The following is a 17,315-nucleotide window of genomic DNA, read 5'->3' on the forward strand; positions in this document are numbered from 1 at the left end:
GGCTTTCCAGTGACGGGCGGCCTCAGGCCGACGTGCGGCTCTTTGTGGTGCTGACTGGAACTTTATGGTTAACGGCTGATAAACGCCTCCCCTATTCCTCCGTCCTTTCCGCTCCCCTACCCTGCCCTTTCCGTCTCCGGACACGGGGGCGCGCTTTGTTTCCATTGTTGCCACCCTAGCTGACCTCGATCCGTCCCGGACGACCACAACCTCGTCGATGCCCTCGCCCGCGCTTACGTGGTTTCAAGACAACCGATCCGAGACCCGCTCGGGCAAACCCTCGGCGCGGTGCGACCTGGATGCTGGAACGCGCCAAGGAGGCGGAGCTGAGGAAGCCTCCGCCGACTACATCTGCATTCGCCCTCGGCTGCGAGCGGGAAATGGGCTGCACCGCCGTTGATTCGCATTGTGGCCCGTTCCGCGAAGATGAAGAGATGCCGTTCCTTCCGAACTGGATTGGCCGAGACCGGTTTCGGCGACACTGATCGCCAGACCGGCTCCGGTCTACCTCTTGCCGTCGCGCCGCCATCCCTGCTGCTTTCTTAGTCCCGCCAGTCGCGTGGAGAGTGGGATCCAGCAACCCGGGATGGCACGGCGGATGATCCGCATAGGACACCCGCGAGGGATAACAGGTCCTCAACCCCGTGCCTAAGCTCGAGCGCCTGCCGCGCGAGGTCCACTGCTTCCGGGGTGTTGTGCCGCTTGGGAGCCGATCGTCCGTCAAAGTCCTTGATCGTCACGCTATGCGGGCTGACGTCGCGGTCGTGCTGTGCGAGCGCGACATGTTCGCAGCCGATGATCATGCGGCTTCGAGGGTGGAACGGCGGCTGGGAGCGCGCCGGCTTTAGCGGTGAAAGAGGGCACTTTCCCTTGCTGCAGCGCTGGCCGAGTCGGCTCGCCATTCCAAGCCAGCACGTGACGAATCGGTGCAAACGCAAGCGCCCGCATCTGGTGATCGGCTGGACGACTTGCTCGTGACGGGTCGCGGGACTCTCGACCTGCCATCCTTCCGACCTGCCATCCTTCGCGTCTGCACGGTCTCGGCGCGGGCGCCGCGCAGCGGATGTTGCGGTTGCGGCTGAGCGGAGCGCGCCAGGGCTCGACGCTGAATTTTGATTCGAATGGGGCGGTGATAGAGTTCGAGCGCGAGTCGATTGTGGGAACTGCGTCGGAGAAAGTTGACCGCGGTCAACTTCCGTTTAAGAGCGGCGCCTTCGCAGCAGCCGCGCAGGCTACAGCCCGAGAGTTGGCCGCGGTCAACTTTAGACCACCCGTGGGCCGATTCGGACCGTTAAGGATTGGTTTACCCTTTAACTATTGCGAGACCGGCCAGAATCGGGCGTAATAGCCACGCTTTGCGCATGCCGTCTACCCGAAATTCGTAACTACGCGAGAAAGCCGTGGCCCTGAACGACCAACAAGCGATGGCGTCAATCACGCCTGGCGCGCCGCAGGCGATCCACGACACGATCGCGGCAGACGCGCGGGAACTGTCGGCGAAGCTGCACGCCCACCGAACGAAGCTGTTCCCGCCAAAAGCACGCAAGCATCTGCGCCGCTTTACATCTGGCGAAGTCGCTAAGCTCGTCGGCATTAATGACGGCTACCTCCGCCAATTGTCGCTGGAGGGCAGGGGCCCTCAGCCGGACACCAGCCCATCGGGTCGAAGGTCGTACACATTCGACGATATTCAAAGTCTTCGTGCTTATCTCGATGAATCCGGCAAGGGCGCGCGCCGATACCGACCGTATCGCGTCGCGGGCGAACAGTTGCAAGTCATTGGGGTCGTTAATTTCAAGGGAGGGTCCGGTAAGACCACCACCGCCGCGCATCTCGCCCAACATCTCACGCTACAGGGCTATCGAGTGCTCGCGATCGATCTGGATCCGCAGGCCTCGCTCTCCGCGCTGCACGGCTATCAGCCCGAGTTTGATGTCGAGGAAAACGGAACTCTGTACGGCGCCATCCGCTACGACGATGCGCGTCGCGAACTGAATGAGATCATTCGGCAGACTTACTTTTCGGGGCTCGACATCGTTCCCGGCAACATCGAACTGATGGAATTCGAACATGAAACCCCGAAAGCGCTAGCTGCGCGCCAGTCGGGTGACCCGCTGTTCTTCGCCCGCGTTGCCCGTGCCCTCGCCACGGTTCAGGACCGCTACGATATTGTCGTGATCGATTGTCCGCCTCAACTCGGATTTCTCACGCTTTCTGCGCTCTGCGCAGCAACGGCAATTCTGATCCCTGTGCATCCGCAAATGCTCGATGTCATGTCGATGTGCCAATTTCTAATCATGACATCCGACCTTCTTGCGGTCGTCGCCAAGGCCGGCGGCAACATGAATTACGATTGGATGCGCTATCTCGTCACGCGTTATGAGCCCGGCGATGGACCGCAGGCCCAAATGGTCGGCTTTATGCGCTCGCTGTTTGGCGACCGCATGGTCACGAACATGATGCTGAAAAGTACGGCGATCTCGGACGCCGGCATCACGAAGCAAACGCTCTATGAGGTCAGCCGCGATCAGTTCACACGGGCTACCTACGACCGCGCCATGGAATCGCTGGACAGCGTCAATGGTGAAATCCAAAGCCTCATCCAGGCTGCGTGGGGGAGGGCCTAATGGGTCGAAAAAACCTGCTTGCGGACCTCATTGATGACAAGTTGACCGCGGTCAACGAACCCTCGTCAGGTGAGCCCAGCGACAATCGCAGACCAACCCAGCCAACACTTGGGTCGCGCGGAGCGGTCGGCGCCATGAGCCGTTCACTCGAGATGCTGTCCGCGGAGCGCGATGCCGCCAAGGCCTTGACCGAGCAACTCACCACCGGTCAAATCGTCGTCGAGATCGCCCCAGATTTGATCGACGCCTCGATCGTTCCCGATCGTATGACGAGCGTGGACGAGAAGCACTCTGCCCTCGTTGAATCGATCCGCGCCAATGGGCAGTTGGTTCCCATCCTCCTTCGCCCGCATCCGTCCAGCCCGGGCCGGTTTCAGATTGCCTATGGCCATCGTCGCGTTCGTGCGCTCGCCCAACTTGGCCGCCCTGCGCGGGCCGTGGTCCGCGACCTTAGCGACGAAGACCTGGTGGTGGCACAAGGCAAGGAGAATGGTGAGCGGGAGGATCTGTCCTTTATTGAGCGGGCAACTTACGCCGCCGCGCTCGAGGATCGTGGATTCAAGCGCGAGATCATCATGGCGGCGCTCAGCGTCGACAAGACGGAGCTCTCCCGCCTCATCACGGTCGCGCGGGCCCTTCCCCGGAGCCTACTCGATGCAATCGGACCAGCGCCAAAAACCGGCCGCCGGCGCTGGATGGAGTTGGCGGAGCGGCTTGTAGGCCGCCACGACCAAAAGGTATTGGCCGACAGCGTTGCCAGCGATCGGTTTGTGCGCGCTACTTCCGATGAACGGTTCGCGATAACTATGGCCGCGCTGGCGCCCCGCAAGCCCAAAGTTGCACGGCCGACAACCTGGGCGGACGACGGAGGCAAAAAGATCGTGAAGATTGAACGTCGCGCAGATCGCATCACGCTAGCTGTAGATGAAAAGGCCGCGCCTGCGTTTGGAGACTTTGTTATTTCGCGGCTGCCGGAACTCTACCGGGCATTTCTCGATGGAGGCACCGATGAGTGACATCGGGCGTCTTGCCGCTTTGGATATGGCGCTGCCTGGACCTCACACGGTCGGGCGGCGCGATGCGTACCCGCGTTTCCGTCCTCTCACCGTAGGAGCATAGCGGAAAAGAAAAAAGGCCCCCGGAACGTCTCCGTCCGAAAGCCTTCTCTCGTCACGTTTGGCGACTGACAGAGAATCACTTTCACGAATCGCAGTCAAGCGTCTTTAGCGACGGCACCGTTTTGGTGAGCGGATTTTCTTTGCCCGCATGAGGCAAAGACATGCAGTCACACTCCCCAACGACGCCCTTTGGGCGGCGATCGCTGACGCTTGCCCATGTAGCAAGCCAGATGGTCGCAACCGAACGTCCGCCCGAAAAGATCGTCCATAAGTGGAAGATCTTCCACGCCATCTGCACGGCACGGCCGCGCCTTGCCGTGTCGGAGCGCTCGCTCTCGGTCTTGAACGCGCTCTTAACGTTCCATCCCGAGACCGCACTGACGGGGGCAGGCGATCTGATTGTCTTCCCGTCCAATCATCAACTCAGTCGGCGGGCGCACGGCATGCCAGCGTCAACGCTGCGACGTCACCTCTCCGTGCTGGTCGACGCGGGCCTGATCGTTCGGCGCGACAGTCCCAATGGCAAGCGGTATGCGCGGAAGGACAATGCCGGCGACATCGAGCTCGCCTTCGGCTTCGATCTGTCGCCGCTGGTCGTGCGCTCGGAGGAGTTCGAGAGCCTGGCGGCCGATATCGAAGCCGAGGCCCGCGCACTCAAGCTCGTACGAGAGCGCATCACGCTGTGCCGGCGCGACATCGCGAAGATGATTGCAACTGGCATCGAGGAAGACGTCCCGACGCGAAGGGGAGGGCAGGGGCCTGCCGATTGGCAGGTTGTGCACGCTGCCTTCCGCGCGATCGTCGACCAGATTCCGCGCACGGCCACGCGCCAGCAGCTCGAGCCGATCGCCGACGAGTTGTCTCAGCTTGCCGACGACGTGCTCAATCTTCTGGAAGCACACATCAAATCCAAGAACCCGGGCGCCAATGAGTCCCACTCTGAGCACCACATACAGACTTCAAATCCAGATACCCCAATTGATCTTGAACCTGTCTTCCGAGAAGGCAGGGCGGCGGGAGCTGAGCCCAAACCTCAACCGTCGCGAGTCGGGGAGGGGGCTTATCCGTTGGGAATGGTCCTGAGTGCGTGTCCCGACATCGTCGATTATGCGAAGGGTGGGGTTTCGAACTGGCGCGATTTGCTCGCTACCGCGGCCGTTGTGCGATCGATGCTGGGGATCAGTCCGAGCGCCTGGGAGGAGGCTCAAAAGGTTATGGGCGAGGTGCCCGCGGCCATCGTCGTCGCGTGTATCCTGCAGCGCGGGACGGCGATCAATTCCGCCGGCGGCTATCTGCGCGGTCTGACGCGAAAAGCCGAGGTCGGCGAGTTTTCGCTTGGCCCGATCCTGATGGCGCAGATCAATTCTCGCCGCCGAGACAAGCAGCGGGCGTGAGGCGATGAGGCGCCGCCCCCAAACCTTTACGTTTCTCGTGGATCGAAGAGGCCAGTCCAACCGGCTGCGGCCGCGTCGACGCAAAGCTGTTTCGCAGAGATCGTCATGGCAAAACACCACCCGATCCTCACTCTGTTTTTCCAGCCTCGTCATGGAGGCGCCGCTGAGCAGCGGATGGAGGTGGCGCGGTTCGCGGATGGGGGGCCGAGCCCTGGGGACGCTAATCCCGTTGGATGGGAGATGGTCGAGCACGCCGTTAGAGAGGCCAATGAAGAGACGAGATCGGTGCCGCGATCGCCGGACCGTTCCGCTCGATGCGAGTGGGTGCGGTTTTCCTTCGACGGCCGGCAGTCAGGCCAGCAACGTTCTCAACCTCCTCCGGAGCACCAGTAATATCGATCTACGTACAGCCTCGCAGAACATCTCCACGGCGAGGCGAGTACCTGTCTATCTTAAGCGGGACGATGCGACGCCTCAAGGAACGCACTTCCTCTCCATCGGATAGGGCGGGATTGACCAGCAGCATCGTGCTTGGAATGACAGCTCTTTTTCAAATGGACATGTTCGAGGGAGGAGTGATCGATGCTGCGCCGCTGCACCGGGCGCTGACCTCTTCCTGCCGCTGCTGGAGGAGTGGACAGCCATGGAAGACTATGAACCGATCGACGGGCTAAACTTGGCCGAGGGATTCGCGCGATTTGGATCCCAGGACGCGTTGTCGGCGATCGAGCAGAGATTGAAGCAGGTGCTTGGCTCGAACGATATCGATCTTCGGCAGCACACGTTGGGCATGCACTGACGACGTTACGTGAAAGACAGCATCTTCTGCCGCTTTCATTTCTCGAGAGAGTGGTCGCCCGATGGTCCTACAACGAGGCATCCGGAGCCGTCTCTATGATCGCCGCGCACGGCACGCAAACCGCGCTAGATGTATTGCTGGAAATCCACACGGGCGCCACCATCTCGCTCAAGGGAGCGGTTATGGATTCGTTAGAAACGCTGGCGGGCCGGTTGGGCCTACGAGATCGGCTGACAAGCAAGGGCAGACTTGAAATCTGCAACAATTGTAAGTAGCACGAAATCGAATATACTACTAGGAAGTGGGATGAACCTCCGCGTTAGTGGGCGCCACAAAGCAGTACGTTCTAATCTCGATCCGAAGACTCCCTTTGTGGGTCCTGTCCCTGGTCCTAGGACAGCGGACGAGGGCGAATCTGTATGAAAAGTCAAGACCTTGTTATATTGCTGAAGCTGTAAGCCTTGAGCAGGCCAAAAATGAGGGCGACGCGCATCTTGGGGAGGCTGCGCATAACGATGACCCGTACTGAGTACGCAGCCTGGAATCAGCCCTTGGTGTCAGCAAGACAGACGTCAATGCGTCGATTAACCGGAGCATTTCGTCGGGACTTGCGGTCAAAGATCGGGAAACCGGCCAGGCAAAGCCCAACCGCCGCAATCTCTATAATTTCGTGGTGCACGGATTGGAGTTCGTTTTCCCGGCTAAACCGGGTGCGATGACCCGGGGCATCCCCACCGCCTTTGCGGCCGCCCCGCTTAAAAATCTTCTGATCAGCGCAGGAGAGTACATTTACGTCTGGCCGTACGCCAAAGGCAAAGACATGGGGCAGGCGGTAGACCCGCTGTTTAAAAGCGTACCCCAGGCCACTCAAAAAGACGATCGCCTGTACGAGTATCTGGCCCTTATCGATGGTGTCAGGCTTGGAAATCAAAGGGAGGCTGGGCTCGCGGCCGAGCGTTTATCGGAAAGGCTTCTCAGAAAATGACCACCGTTAAAGGCCAATTGCTTCATATGTTGCAAACGGTCGCGCAGTCTTTGGGAGATGAACTGCGCGAGCGGCTGGTGTTTGTTGGCGGTTGCACAACAGCCCTTTTCATTACGGACGAGATCGTTCTCGAAGGCGTTCGGGCAACCGATGACGTGGATCTGATCGTTGATCTCGTCGGACATGCGCAATGGGCTCAACTGCAAGACCAGTTGCGTCAGAAGGGGTTCGTGGAATCTCCGGAAGACCGGTCATTTGCCGCTTGCGGCTCGGCGACCTCAAAGTCGATTTCATGCCGGATGATGAAAGTATTCTCGGCTTTAAGCAATCGCTGGTAGGCCAAAGGCATCGAGACGGCGGTCACGTGTCACCTGAACGAGGGAAGCATATCTCGGCCGCGGCAACGACGATCTCCTAGGCAGCCGTGACATCGAGGACATCCTTCTCGTCGTTGACGGCGAGAGGAACTCGTGGCTGAAATCCAAAACGCAGACGATGATATTCGCTGCTACATTGCAGAGATGTTCAAAGCGCTCCTAGGTCATGAGGATTTTGATCATTTTCTCGACGGCAATATCAAGGGACCTGAAGGCCGGGTCGATATTGTACGAGAGCGCTTTGTCGCCATAAGCCAGAGCGATGCTGACGAGCGAGAGGGGAATGGAGATCAATTGGCGCAGTGAGCAAGGAAAGAGGACGCGCGATAACCGGGATTGCGGGGGAGTCGGAGTGCGCGCCGATGCCGTGTTATGTCTCCTTCTCGACGGTTCAACCTCTGCCCCAACAAGCGGTGACCTTGCCCGCCAGATTATCCGCGATGTCATAGACTGGTACGTCGCCACAGACGAAGCCGCAATGGCAGAAAGCCTCAGCCGGCAATTGCGCCGCACTCATCGCAGTTCGGCGATTTCCGCGGGACAGTGTGAGCTACGTGCTCGCCCAACGTGGTGAACCAACCCTGCGACTCGCCTCGGTTTCGCCCGCGCTGCTCGAGGTCTATGCCGACGAGGGCATGTCGCTCGAGCAGTTGATGGCCTTCGCCGTCACCGCGGATCACGGCCGCCAGGAGCAGGTCTGGCAGACCATCTCCGGCTCTTGGTAGAAAGAGCCTTATCAGATCCGCCGCATGCTGACGGAGAAGTCGGCGCGCGCCTCCGACCGTCGCGCCATGTTTGTTGGCCTAGATGCCTACGAGGCGGCCCGTGGCGTGGTGCTGCGCAACCCGTTCCAGTCCGACGACGGCGGCTGGCTCGAGGACGTCGCTCTGCTCGACGGTCTGGTCGCTGAGAAGCGAAAGGCAGAGGCGGAAACGATCGCCGCCGAAGGCTGGAAGTGGATCGAGCTCCCAGGGTGCGAAGCTCATCGGCCAGTACGACAGCTCAGCGCTTTGTCGCTGGGTGGCATCCGACCGCTCGCCTGGACCTGCGCAGCAACACGCGCTTAGCCCTACGCATCTTGCGGCCGAGAAGTCGATGGGATGACTCCAGTTCTCATGTGATCCATCGTGAAATCCGAACGTGCCATCGGATTACTTGATCTCCGTCACCAAACGATTGCGTCCCAACGATACTGCGTCGGCCGCACAAATGCTGACCTCCAGTGGATAGGGACAATGACACTCTCAGAAACGAACTTTCGCTTACTTCGAACAATCAAGCATGTTGTTTTGACTATTGCGGCGGCGTCTCTCGCGTCGAGTGGGGCACAAGCTGCTGACCTGCCAGTCAAAGTCAGAGCTGTGGAGTACGTGAAGGTTTGCTCACTGTACGGCGCTGGCTTCTACTACATCCCTGGCTCGGACACTTGCATCAAGCTTGGCGGATATCTGCGCACTGACCTTGTCGCGAATAGCAATAGCGATTTTGACCCGGCCGCCAATGGCGTAGCGGGAGCACGCAACCGTCTAGGCAACAGCTACACTTGGCGCGCTCGTGAAGGACTGAGCATCGACACGCGCACCGCGACTGAGTACGGCCTCGTTCGCACCTATTTCTCGGGCGTGTTCACCTGGACGTCAGGCGGCTATACTGGCGCCGGCACGAGCGCCGTCAATGGGGCGACCGCTTACACAACGTCGACCGCTTCACAGGTCGCTGGTGGTTCGCTCGGCGTCTACTCCGCCTTCATTCAGTTCGCAGGCTTTACGATGGGTAAGGCCGTCTCACAGTTCTCGGCGCCCTGGACCAACTATCCAGGCAACGAGTTCGATGATCTTCCGGGCGGCGGCGGATGGGTCACCGGCGTGAACCAGTTCACCTATACCGCTGACTTCGGACAAGGCATCACAGCCGCTTTCTCAGCCCAGGATCAGGTCGCCTACGGCACGACCAATATCTGGAATGTAAGTGGAGCAACGGCGGCCGCTCTCGCCACCGGTGCGTACGGCACTAACAACATCGGCGGTTCATCGTCTCCAGACCTCATCGCGATGGTTCGTATTGACCAGGCGTGGGGTCTCTTCCAGGCGTCGTTCGCGGCGCACGACAACCATGCTGGGTACTACGGTGGCGACGAAGCGACCGGGCATCCGGACGACAAGTGGGGCTGGGCTGCTGCTTTGGCCTTGTCAATCAAGAACATCCCGACCGGAGCCGGTGACACGATCAACGTGTCAGGCGCTTATACCAACGGCGCGACCCGCTACAACTTCAACGATTTGATGCCAACCACCTACGCGATGTACGGCGGGACGGGGCTGGCAGGTGCTTATCAGAGCGTCGGCCTGGCGGGCTTGTCTGACTCCGTGTTCGTTGCCGGTGCGGGCCAGGAGCTAACCAAGACGTACGGCTTCCATGCTGGTTACACCCACAACTGGGATCCTCATTGGAATAGTGCCATCTACGGCGGCTGGGGCGCCGTTCGGTATAACAGCGCAGCGAAGGGCTACATCTGCGGTGCATTCGTAGCCAACCTTGCGCTGTCGAGCGGCAATGCTGGCTGTAATCCTGATTTCAACTATGGGGTTGTTGGCGTCGTCACGCGCTGGACACCGGTCAAGAACCTGACCTTCACGGCAGATCTCGCCTACACCATGCTCGACCAAAAGTACGCGAGCGGAAGTACAGTGACACTGCCTGTGCAGTCTGCGGTCGCCAAGCCGGCGGCTCTTTACGAATTGAAAGATCAGAGCACGCCGACCCTGCTCTTGCGGGCTCAGCGGAACTGGTGAGGCTCTGTCTAAACCAGCGGAAGGAGAAAAGGCTCAAAGAACGAAGTTAACCTCTAAGGAGGCCTCCGGCATGCCCGCCGGGGGCCTTCTGCAATTAGTATCTAAATCAGAGCTGAGCATACGGCGGCTTTCAAACGGCGTTGAAGGACCGTTTTGGGCCGAGCTTCGTCGTTGTAGGCTTTGCTCTCACGTTTAAAAAACGGGTGCTAGGTGAGATCTTCAAGCAAGTTGGAATGCTGCTACGACAATCTTATGCCGTCTCCGCAAGGGCGGTCTTCTTACAAAGACGAACGAGCCACCGGCAAAAAGCGCGAGACATTTCGGGATTATCGCCTCGGTCTACAGCATAGGCGCGATACTGCATGCCGCTGGGAGTGCGCGATCGTGGAATCACATTGAGAGCTCCACCACGTACCAGGTCACTTACAATGATTTCGGGCGCGACGAGAAGACATTTGCCCGTCATCACCGCCGGCAGGGCCAGGTAATTGTGATCATATCGCGCTCCCGATTTTATATCTTTTGGGGTCAGGTTCATGGCCCGAAGCCATGTCGGCATTATGTCAGGCCGGGATGTGATGTTCAGGATGGGTACTGTGCGAACAACCGGGAGGCTCTTGCCATCGACGTGATTTGGTGAGCCCACACATACGAGTTGCTCGTTGTAGATTTCCCAATCATCTGCCGGCTCGATGACGGAAAGATCCCGTGTGATCAAAATGTCGTAATCGTCGGACGACGTCGGTTGCGAAAGTGAGCTAATCACATCCACAACTACGCCGCCCATTTCATTAGAAAAAGCTTGGAGATTTGGAATCAGAAAGGCGTAAGCGAAAGTCGAGAGTGACGTGCGGACTACAATCCGATTGGTGTCCCGACGATTCCGTCGGCGCATTCTCTTGGCGGTGAAGCAAACGGTATCTAGCGGTTCTGCAACCGTGTTCGCAAAAAGCCGCCCGAATTCCGTCAATTCGCTCCGCCGGCCGCGACGCTGCATGAGGTCACTGCCCAGATACTCCTGCAGCACGGCGAGGTAGCGGCTGACCGAACTCTGGGTCATTCTCAAGGCGCTAGCCGCGCGGGTTACGCTTCCCTCGCGCGCAATTGTGACGAATACCCGGATCGCATTGAGTGGCACTTCATCCGTTTCGGTAGCCATTTTGTGCTCCGGAATTTCGGGCATGCCCGTCAGTTCTCGCAGGAGGGCATTGCCAGAAATCAATAGTCCATCACATTATTCGATGATCGTAGCCGGGTTACTAGATACCAACTGCAGGTCGCGCGCGAAAGTGATTTCGCTCAGACGCGGTGCAATCCGTGTGAACGAGCTCGCTTCTATTTGCGCACATTATTTTCCAAAGGCGCGACGAAATCGTGCCGTTAAATCGGCTGGCGTGATCGCTCTTTGCGCGGTCCCCCTTCTGGAGGAGAGGGGCGTTTACAGCAATTGTCGAACAGCAAAAACTGCGCCCGAGCAGAGCTCAGACGTAAGCGCGAAGCCGATACCCTTGCTTCAGAATTCGAATGAACGTGCGAAAGAAGCCTCCGGCTTGGACGGAGGTTTCGGATGGGATTGGACAGCAAAAAGGACGTCCATTTGGACGGCTCAACGAGGGGATCGGTGAGCCGGCTGGAGGTTCTTGAAGGACCATCGGGGCGCCGCGTACGTTCGGAAGCTGAGAGAGCTCGGATCGTCGCCGAGAGTCTGTTACCCGGTGCCCAGGTGTCCGAGGTGGCGCGCAAGCACGGAGCGACGCGCTGGCAAATCTACGATTGGCGGCGGCGGTTTCGACAGCGAGGCATGTTGCCGCCGCGCGAGGTATCGCAGCCGACATTCGCGCCGCTAGTCGTGGAAGGTGCGTTGGAGGAGCGTCAGGTTCCGGCGATCAAGCTTGAGATCGCGATCGGCGATGTCGTGCTGCGGACGGACACAGCCATAGATGGCGAGCAGCTGTCCCGTGTGATCCGCGCGATGCGAGCGTCACGATGATCGCGGCCGGTGCCGATCTGAAGATTTACATCGCGACGCGGCCGATCGACTTCCGCTGTGGCCACGATGGGCTTGCGGCGAAGGTGCAGGAGATGCTTCGTCTCGACCCGTTCAGCGGCGCAGCCTTCGTGTTCCGATCGAAACGAGCGGACCGGATCAAGATTTTGGTCTGGGATCGAACGGGTCTGGTGTTGGTGCACAAGCGTCTTGAAGGTTGCAAGTTCGTTTGGCCAACGATCGCAGACGGCGTGATGCGAATGTCGCCCGCGATGTTCGCTGCCTTGTTCGAAGGGCTGGATTGGAGATTGGTCCGCCCGGAAGAAGCACGGCGCCCTCAGGCGGCGGGATAACTGCGGCAGAATGACTCGGCAGCTATTTTGATCGTGGCACACGCGGCGGCGATGTGCTCGAAATAGCGCATGAGCATCGCGGCGCTGCGCGACGAAAACGAACGCCTGAAGGCGCTTTTGACGCAAACGCAGGCGGCCTTGAGCGAGCATCAGGGGGCGCTGGCGGCGTCGGAAGAAGCCCGACGCCGCCTGGAGATCATTCTCGGCGAATTGCGACGCTACAGGTTCGGCGCGAAATCCGAGAAGCTGCGACCAGATCAGTATCATTTGCCGCTCGAAGACGTGGAGATCGCGCAAGGCATCCTGGATGCCGCGCAGGAGAGAGCCGAGGCGGCGATCCAGGGCCGATCACGGAACGCGCCAGATCATGGTTCTCATCGCAATCGCGGCTGCCTGCCTGCCCATTTGCCGCGGGTGGAACGGATCATCGAGCCTGCGAGTACGCTTTGCCCGTGCGGTTGCGGCGCCATGACGAAGATCGGCGAGGACGTCAGCCAGCGCCTCGACGTGATCCCGGCGCAATGGCGCGTGCTGATCACACGCCGCCCAAAATACATCTGTCGCCGCTGCTCCGGCCCCGTCGTGCAGGCGCACGCACCGGAGCACGTCGTGCCCGGCGGGCTGCCGACCGAAGCGGCCATCGCGCACGTGATCGTCTCCAAATTTGGCGACCATACGCCATTTTACCGTCAGGCCGAGATCTATGCGCGCCAGGGCATCCGGCTTGATCGGGCGACACTGGGCAACTGGTCCGGCCGCGCCTGCTTCCATCTTCAGCCCATCGCGGAACACATGCGCCACCACCTGGCCACGGCGGATCGGCTGTTCATGGACGAGACCAAGGCGCCGGTACTCGATCCGGGGCGCGGCCAAACGAAGAAAGGCTACTTCTGGGCGATTGCCTCAGACGACCGCGGCCACAGCGGCCCAAGTCCGCCGATCGTGCTGTTCCGATATGCCCCCAGTCGCAGCGGTGCCTTCGCTGAGCAGTTCCTGGATGGCTTTGGCGGACGCTTCCTGCAATGCGATGCCTATGACGGTTATGATCGACTGACCGAAGTCGCTCGACTGCAAGGGCCTTGGACGCTCGTGCATTGCTGGAGTCACTTGCGCCGACGCTTCGTCAAATTGGCCCGCAATAGCAAATCGCCGATCGCCGAGGCCGCCATTCGGCACATCGCACAGCTTTACGCCATCGAAGCCATGGTGCGCGGTGCATCGCCGGACATACGGTTGGCCGCGCGCAAGGAGCACTCGCTGCCAATGGTAGCCGCGTTGAAGTCGTGGTTCGAAAAACAGCTGTCGATGATCTCCAGCGGTTCGACGCTCGCCGAGGACATCCGCTACGCGCTCAATCACTGGCAAGGTCTGACCCGCTTCCTCGAAGACGGGCGCCTCGAGCTCGACACCAACCCTGTCGAGAACGCCATCCGGCCAGTCTGCCTGACCAGAAAAAATGCGCTCTTCGCCGGTCATGAGGTCGGAGCCGAAAACTGGGCCTTGCTCGCCTCGATCGTCGCCACCTGCAAGCTCAACGATGTCAACCCGGCCGCCTACATCGCCGAAACACTCGAGACGATCATCGACGGCCATCCCCATAGCCGCATCGAAGACCTCATGCCGTGGCGATTCCGCAAAACGTCAAGCCAGCCTCAATAGGGTTGCGGCTAAGCGCTTACGCTCAGACGCAATGACGCCCTCTCGGACAAGAGATCTAGCGAAGGAAGCGAGCTTCGGCCGCCTTGATGCTATCCACGTTCTGGAGGTCGAAAATCTCCTCGACCGGCAGAATATCCTTGTGGACGTTCTGGACGCCGCCATCGGCAATGATTCGGCGGAAGGTCTCTCTCATGGCAGTTGCAGCAGCGCGGATACCGTAATTGCCGTAGATCATTACGCGGATATTCCCGAGTGCTTTGACCCGCTCGGCGTCGAGATCCGGGTACGCGTTCGGCACGATCGCTAGCGGCACCGATCCGCCCCAGGCGCGCGAAAAGCTTTCGATCTCTGATGCATCCTTCTTTTTCGAATGGATTAGCACCATTTCGGCGCCGGCCTCTTCGTAAGCTTTTGCTCGGCGCAGAGCTTCCGTTTCGCCGAGACCCGCAATCAGGGCTTCGGTGCGGGCGATTACGAGAAAATTGGGGTCTCGTCTTGTCGCAACAGCGGCCTCGATCTTGCCCTGGAACTCCTCGATGCGGAGCAGTTCCTGGCGTCCGCCAGCCATAAGGCTTGTCACTTTCGGAAATGTTTTGTCTTCGATCACCACAGCGCCGGCGCCAGCTCGCTCGTATTCGTGAACGGCGTGGATCACGTTGATTGCATTGCCATAACCGGTGTCAATGTCAGCGATGATCGGCAGCGTCGTGCGTCCAGCGATCGAGCGCAGCATGTCGAGATGCTGGGTCATCGAGATCAGGCTCATATCGGGCAGACCGTAAAGCGCGGAGAGTTCGAAGCCCGATGCCCATAAAGCATCGAACCCGGCCTCTTCGGCCAGCAGAGCCGAAAGAGGGCTATGGGCGGCCATGACATGGATGAGACCGGTTTCGTCCAGGCGAGTACGAAGGCGTTTGACGGAGGACATCGGAAAATCCTTCTTTCGCGGACTCGGCTCGCCGTCACTGAGCGGGGTCACCTCGGCACCTGATCGCGCAATTGGGCCGCGCCAGCGGTGATGATCTTGGCTTTTTGAGGGACGGACGACATCTGAGTCGGTCTAAAACGAGAGACAAGAGCCAGCACCTGAGTGAAAAGCGGAAATCGTGCCGGTTTCTAATTGCTCTTAAACGGGCCAACCAATGGTGTGATCGCATTCCTACGATCTAGTGATCGAACATGTCGATGTTGGTCTCGTGGCTCGTTTCATCTCAGACTTGCCTCGAGCGTCAAAGGGGGGAACATCGCTCTGCGCCACGGTCGATCACTCGAGGCCATATTTGGTTGCGCTAACAGTGAGAGCGCTGACGTCTCTCTAGTTAGGCAGCTTCACTCACCCCAATGGGGAGCGAGCCAGTTCCGAGGAGGCACCTTTCTCTGCCCGGAAGCCTCATGTCATCTCATCTGCGCACGTGAACATCGACTTACTCGATGAATGTCATCGCAGCGTAGTATTTCGCGGCTCTAACGTCGGACACGTTTGGCAAGCACGAGATCCAGCGATCTTGGTTTTCGGCTTCTGCGAGGATCTGCTGATCACCGCAAGGTCAAGGCTATGCGTTCCGTACTGATTGAAGCGAATTCCGGGAGACGGTGATGACCCGCAGCCATCTGACACGGCGAGAGGCTTTGACTGGTGCGGTCGCAGCAGGCTTGTTGCCGACCGCGCGCGCCGTCTGGGCTGAGAGCGACGGCAAGAAACCAGCCCGGCGGCGATTAAGAGTTGGCATGTCCGGCTTTCCCCGCACGTTTGACCCAGTCATCGCAACCGACACCGCCATTCGGCGGATCATACCACAGCTTTTTGATAGCCTCATTGGCTTTGACCACGCCAATGGGATGGCGCTGCGGCCGGCATTGGCCGAACGTTGGGAGCGAGTTGATGCGCAGTCGCTGCGGCTGTTCCTGCGCAAAGGCGTGGCGTTCCACGACGGAAGCCCGCTGACTGCCGAAGATGTCGCCTTTAGCCTCGGGCCCGACCACCTCTTGGGACCGGGCCGCAGCGGAATGTCCGATGCGCTGCAGTCGCTGGATCGGATCGACAAAGTGGATGTCGTCGATCCCTATACGGTCATTGTCCACGCCAAAGGGAACGACGCACTGCTTGAGCAGCGTCTGGCTTCCTGGGGAGCGGAGATCGTCTGTAAGCGCGCGTTCACCGCCGCGGGCTCGTGGGAGCGCTGGACGGCAGCTCCTGTAGGGAGCGGCCCGTACAAGCTCGTCAATCACAAGCTCGACATCCATGTCACATTGACTGCGCACGATGCATATTGGGGCGGACGGCCACCATTTGGGGGCGTCGAATATCGCATTATTCCCGAGCTTTCCGCGCGCGTGAACGGCCTTCTTGCCAACGAGCTCGACCTCATCACTGACATCCCACCCGATCAATTCGAGCGTATCGAGAAGCGGGCCGATCTCCAGGTCTCGGGCGGGCCAGTACAGAATATCCGCTCGCTCGTGCTCGATCAGAACGATCCAGTGCTGAAAGACGTGCGGATCCGCCGTGCGATGAGCCTTGCGCTCGATCGCAAGCTCTTGATCGAGAGCCTGTGGGCGAACCGTCTGCCGATTCCGAATGGCTATCAACTCGCGAGTTATGGCCAGGGCTACATCGAGGATTTCCCCGCGCTGCTTTATGATCCTGATAAGGCGAAGGAGCTGGTCGCTGCGGCGGGCTACAAAGGAGAGCCGATCATTTATCGGCTCCTCAACAACTACTACCCCAATCAGATCTCTGGCGCGCAAACCATGATCGAGATGTGGCGTGCAGTCGGCCTGAACGTCAAAATCGAGATGATGGAAAACTTTGCCCAAGTTCAGCGCCAGCCGGTGCGGGCGATCTTCGACACCTCCAACACGGCGTTGTTTCTGGATCATCTCGGCCATCCCTGGCGTGAATACGGCCCCAGCGGCGCCCTGCCGAAGTCGGTCGGGGTCTGGAAGAACGAGGAGTATTTCGCCTTGGGCGCGCAGCTCCAGGAGACCGCTGAGCCCGAGCAGCGCCGTCCAATCGTGCGCCGCATGCTCGAGATCATCAATGAGGTCGATCCGCCCTGTGTGATTTTGCATGTGTCCGGCCAGTTCTATGGCAAGCGGCGCGACATACCCTGGTTGCCGGGGCTGACGCTCGATCTCAATTTCGGCCCATTCAACAGCACCTTGATCCGGACCTGAATCAGGATGAATGACGCGTTGCTGCGCTTGCGCGCAGCTCCACCACG

The 17,315-nt window shown here is 59.6% G+C and carries 15 protein-coding genes and 1 pseudogene; 14 read left to right on the forward strand and 2 right to left on the reverse strand.

The genetic code is table 11. The features are described 5' to 3' along the window. Window positions 1–1,424 precede the first annotated feature (1,424 nt). From repA to IVA93_RS37665, 10 genes and pseudogenes are all read left to right on the forward strand, one after another. Window positions 1,425–2,627 carry a plasmid partitioning protein RepA gene (gene repA, locus IVA93_RS37625; RefSeq protein WP_026233724.1) on the forward strand — a complete coding sequence of 401 codons (1,203 nt, stop codon included), beginning with the start codon at window positions 1,425–1,427 and terminating at the stop codon, window positions 2,625–2,627. Beyond that, window positions 2,627–3,643, forward strand: a complete 1,017-nt coding sequence (gene repB / locus IVA93_RS37630) for a plasmid partitioning protein RepB (RefSeq protein WP_247790013.1) — start codon at window positions 2,627–2,629, stop codon at window positions 3,641–3,643. The genes repA and repB overlap by 1 nt, the downstream gene beginning before the upstream one ends. A gap of 263 nt (window positions 3,644–3,906) precedes the next feature. Beyond that, window positions 3,907–5,139, forward strand: a complete 1,233-nt coding sequence (repC, locus tag IVA93_RS37635) for a plasmid replication protein RepC (RefSeq protein ID WP_247790014.1) — start codon at window positions 3,907–3,909, stop codon at window positions 5,137–5,139. 643 nt (window positions 5,140–5,782) lie between these two features. After that, window positions 5,783–5,938 carry a hypothetical protein gene (locus tag IVA93_RS37640; RefSeq protein WP_247474148.1) on the forward strand — a complete coding sequence of 52 codons (156 nt, stop codon included), beginning with the start codon at window positions 5,783–5,785 and terminating at the stop codon, window positions 5,936–5,938. A gap of 95 nt (window positions 5,939–6,033) precedes the next feature. Further along, complete coding sequence (locus IVA93_RS37645) at window positions 6,034–6,213, forward strand: hypothetical protein (RefSeq protein WP_247790015.1); 180 nt, start codon at window positions 6,034–6,036, stop codon at window positions 6,211–6,213. A 407-nt stretch (window positions 6,214–6,620) separates the two neighbouring features. Beyond that, window positions 6,621–6,923, forward strand: a complete 303-nt coding sequence (locus IVA93_RS41065; protein WP_346658654.1) for a hypothetical protein — start codon at window positions 6,621–6,623, stop codon at window positions 6,921–6,923. Beyond that, entirely contained in the window at window positions 6,920–7,261 is a 342-nt protein-coding gene (locus IVA93_RS41070; RefSeq protein WP_346771686.1) for a hypothetical protein, read from the forward strand. Before IVA93_RS41065 ends, IVA93_RS41070 begins: the two co-directional genes overlap by 4 nt. Before the next feature lie 132 nt (window positions 7,262–7,393). Beyond that, the gene (locus tag IVA93_RS41075) at window positions 7,394–7,606 is read left to right on the forward strand and encodes a hypothetical protein (RefSeq protein ID WP_346771687.1); all 213 of its coding nucleotides are present in this window, start codon (window positions 7,394–7,396) and stop codon (window positions 7,604–7,606) included. Between the two features lie 275 nt (window positions 7,607–7,881). Beyond that, a pseudogene (locus tag IVA93_RS37660) lies at window positions 7,882–8,268 on the forward strand (DNA-binding protein); the annotation flags it as partial. 267 nt (window positions 8,269–8,535) lie between these two features. Then, window positions 8,536–10,092: a porin gene (locus IVA93_RS37665; RefSeq protein WP_247790016.1), complete on the forward strand. Its 1,557-nt coding sequence runs from the start codon at window positions 8,536–8,538 to the stop codon at window positions 10,090–10,092. A gap of 250 nt (window positions 10,093–10,342) precedes the next feature. On the opposite strand, the gene IVA93_RS37670 is transcribed toward IVA93_RS37665, so the two are convergent. Then, window positions 10,343–11,251 carry a LysR family transcriptional regulator gene (locus IVA93_RS37670; RefSeq protein ID WP_247282215.1) on the reverse strand — a complete coding sequence of 303 codons (909 nt, stop codon included), beginning with the start codon at window positions 11,249–11,251 and terminating at the stop codon, window positions 10,343–10,345. 408 nt (window positions 11,252–11,659) lie between these two features. On the opposite strand from IVA93_RS37670, the gene tnpA reads away from it, so the two are divergent. The 3 genes from tnpA to tnpC all read left to right on the forward strand — a co-directional run bounded on the left by tnpA (window position 11,660) and on the right by tnpC (window position 14,091). After that, entirely contained in the window at window positions 11,660–12,082 is a 423-nt protein-coding gene (gene tnpA / locus IVA93_RS37675) for an IS66-like element accessory protein TnpA (protein ID WP_247290870.1), read from the forward strand. Beyond that, window positions 12,079–12,432 (forward strand): IS66 family insertion sequence element accessory protein TnpB, encoded by a 354-nt coding sequence (gene tnpB, locus IVA93_RS37680; protein WP_247383196.1) that lies wholly within the window; start codon window positions 12,079–12,081, stop codon window positions 12,430–12,432. Before tnpA ends, tnpB begins: the two co-directional genes overlap by 4 nt. 69 nt (window positions 12,433–12,501) lie before the next feature. Then, window positions 12,502–14,091, forward strand: a complete 1,590-nt coding sequence (gene tnpC, locus IVA93_RS37685; RefSeq protein ID WP_247790017.1) for an IS66 family transposase — start codon at window positions 12,502–12,504, stop codon at window positions 14,089–14,091. Window positions 14,092–14,146: 55 nt separating this feature from the next. Here tnpC and IVA93_RS37690 read toward each other — a convergent pair whose 3' ends face one another. After that, on the reverse strand, window positions 14,147–15,019 hold the full coding sequence (locus IVA93_RS37690) for an isocitrate lyase/phosphoenolpyruvate mutase family protein (protein ID WP_247790018.1): 873 nt from the start codon (window positions 15,017–15,019) through the stop codon (window positions 14,147–14,149). Between the two features lie 668 nt (window positions 15,020–15,687). Here IVA93_RS37690 and IVA93_RS37695 point away from each other — a divergent pair. After that, window positions 15,688–17,268, forward strand: coding sequence for an ABC transporter substrate-binding protein (locus IVA93_RS37695; protein ID WP_247790019.1), 1,581 nt, complete (start codon window positions 15,688–15,690; stop codon window positions 17,266–17,268). Window positions 17,269–17,315 lie beyond the last annotated feature (47 nt).

The sequence above is a fragment of the Bradyrhizobium sp. 155 genome (assembly GCF_023101105.1).
GTDB lineage: Bacteria > Pseudomonadota > Alphaproteobacteria > Rhizobiales > Xanthobacteraceae > Bradyrhizobium > Bradyrhizobium canariense_D.

What these genes read in the sequence shown, in the direction of transcription:
- IVA93_RS37690 (WP_247790018.1), bottom strand. Translation starts at nt 15,019, where the DNA reads ATGTCCTCCGTCAAACGCCTTCGTACTCGCCTGGACGAAACCGGTCTC.
- tnpA (WP_247290870.1), top strand. Translation starts at nt 11,660, where the DNA reads ATGGGATTGGACAGCAAAAAGGACGTCCATTTGGACGGCTCAACGAGG.
- tnpC (WP_247790017.1), top strand. Translation starts at nt 12,502, where the DNA reads ATGAGCATCGCGGCGCTGCGCGACGAAAACGAACGCCTGAAGGCGCTT.
- repC (WP_247790014.1), top strand. Translation starts at nt 3,907, where the DNA reads ATGCAGTCACACTCCCCAACGACGCCCTTTGGGCGGCGATCGCTGACG.
- IVA93_RS37695 (WP_247790019.1), top strand. Translation starts at nt 15,688, where the DNA reads ATGACCCGCAGCCATCTGACACGGCGAGAGGCTTTGACTGGTGCGGTC.
- IVA93_RS37640 (WP_247474148.1), top strand. Translation starts at nt 5,783, where the DNA reads ATGGAAGACTATGAACCGATCGACGGGCTAAACTTGGCCGAGGGATTC.
- tnpB (WP_247383196.1), top strand. Translation starts at nt 12,079, where the DNA reads ATGATCGCGGCCGGTGCCGATCTGAAGATTTACATCGCGACGCGGCCG.
- IVA93_RS37665 (WP_247790016.1), top strand. Translation starts at nt 8,536, where the DNA reads ATGACACTCTCAGAAACGAACTTTCGCTTACTTCGAACAATCAAGCAT.
- repA (WP_026233724.1), top strand. Translation starts at nt 1,425, where the DNA reads ATGGCGTCAATCACGCCTGGCGCGCCGCAGGCGATCCACGACACGATC.
- IVA93_RS41070 (WP_346771686.1), top strand. Translation starts at nt 6,920, where the DNA reads ATGACCACCGTTAAAGGCCAATTGCTTCATATGTTGCAAACGGTCGCG.
- IVA93_RS37645 (WP_247790015.1), top strand. Translation starts at nt 6,034, where the DNA reads ATGATCGCCGCGCACGGCACGCAAACCGCGCTAGATGTATTGCTGGAA.
- IVA93_RS37670 (WP_247282215.1), bottom strand. Translation starts at nt 11,251, where the DNA reads ATGGCTACCGAAACGGATGAAGTGCCACTCAATGCGATCCGGGTATTC.
- repB (WP_247790013.1), top strand. Translation starts at nt 2,627, where the DNA reads ATGGGTCGAAAAAACCTGCTTGCGGACCTCATTGATGACAAGTTGACC.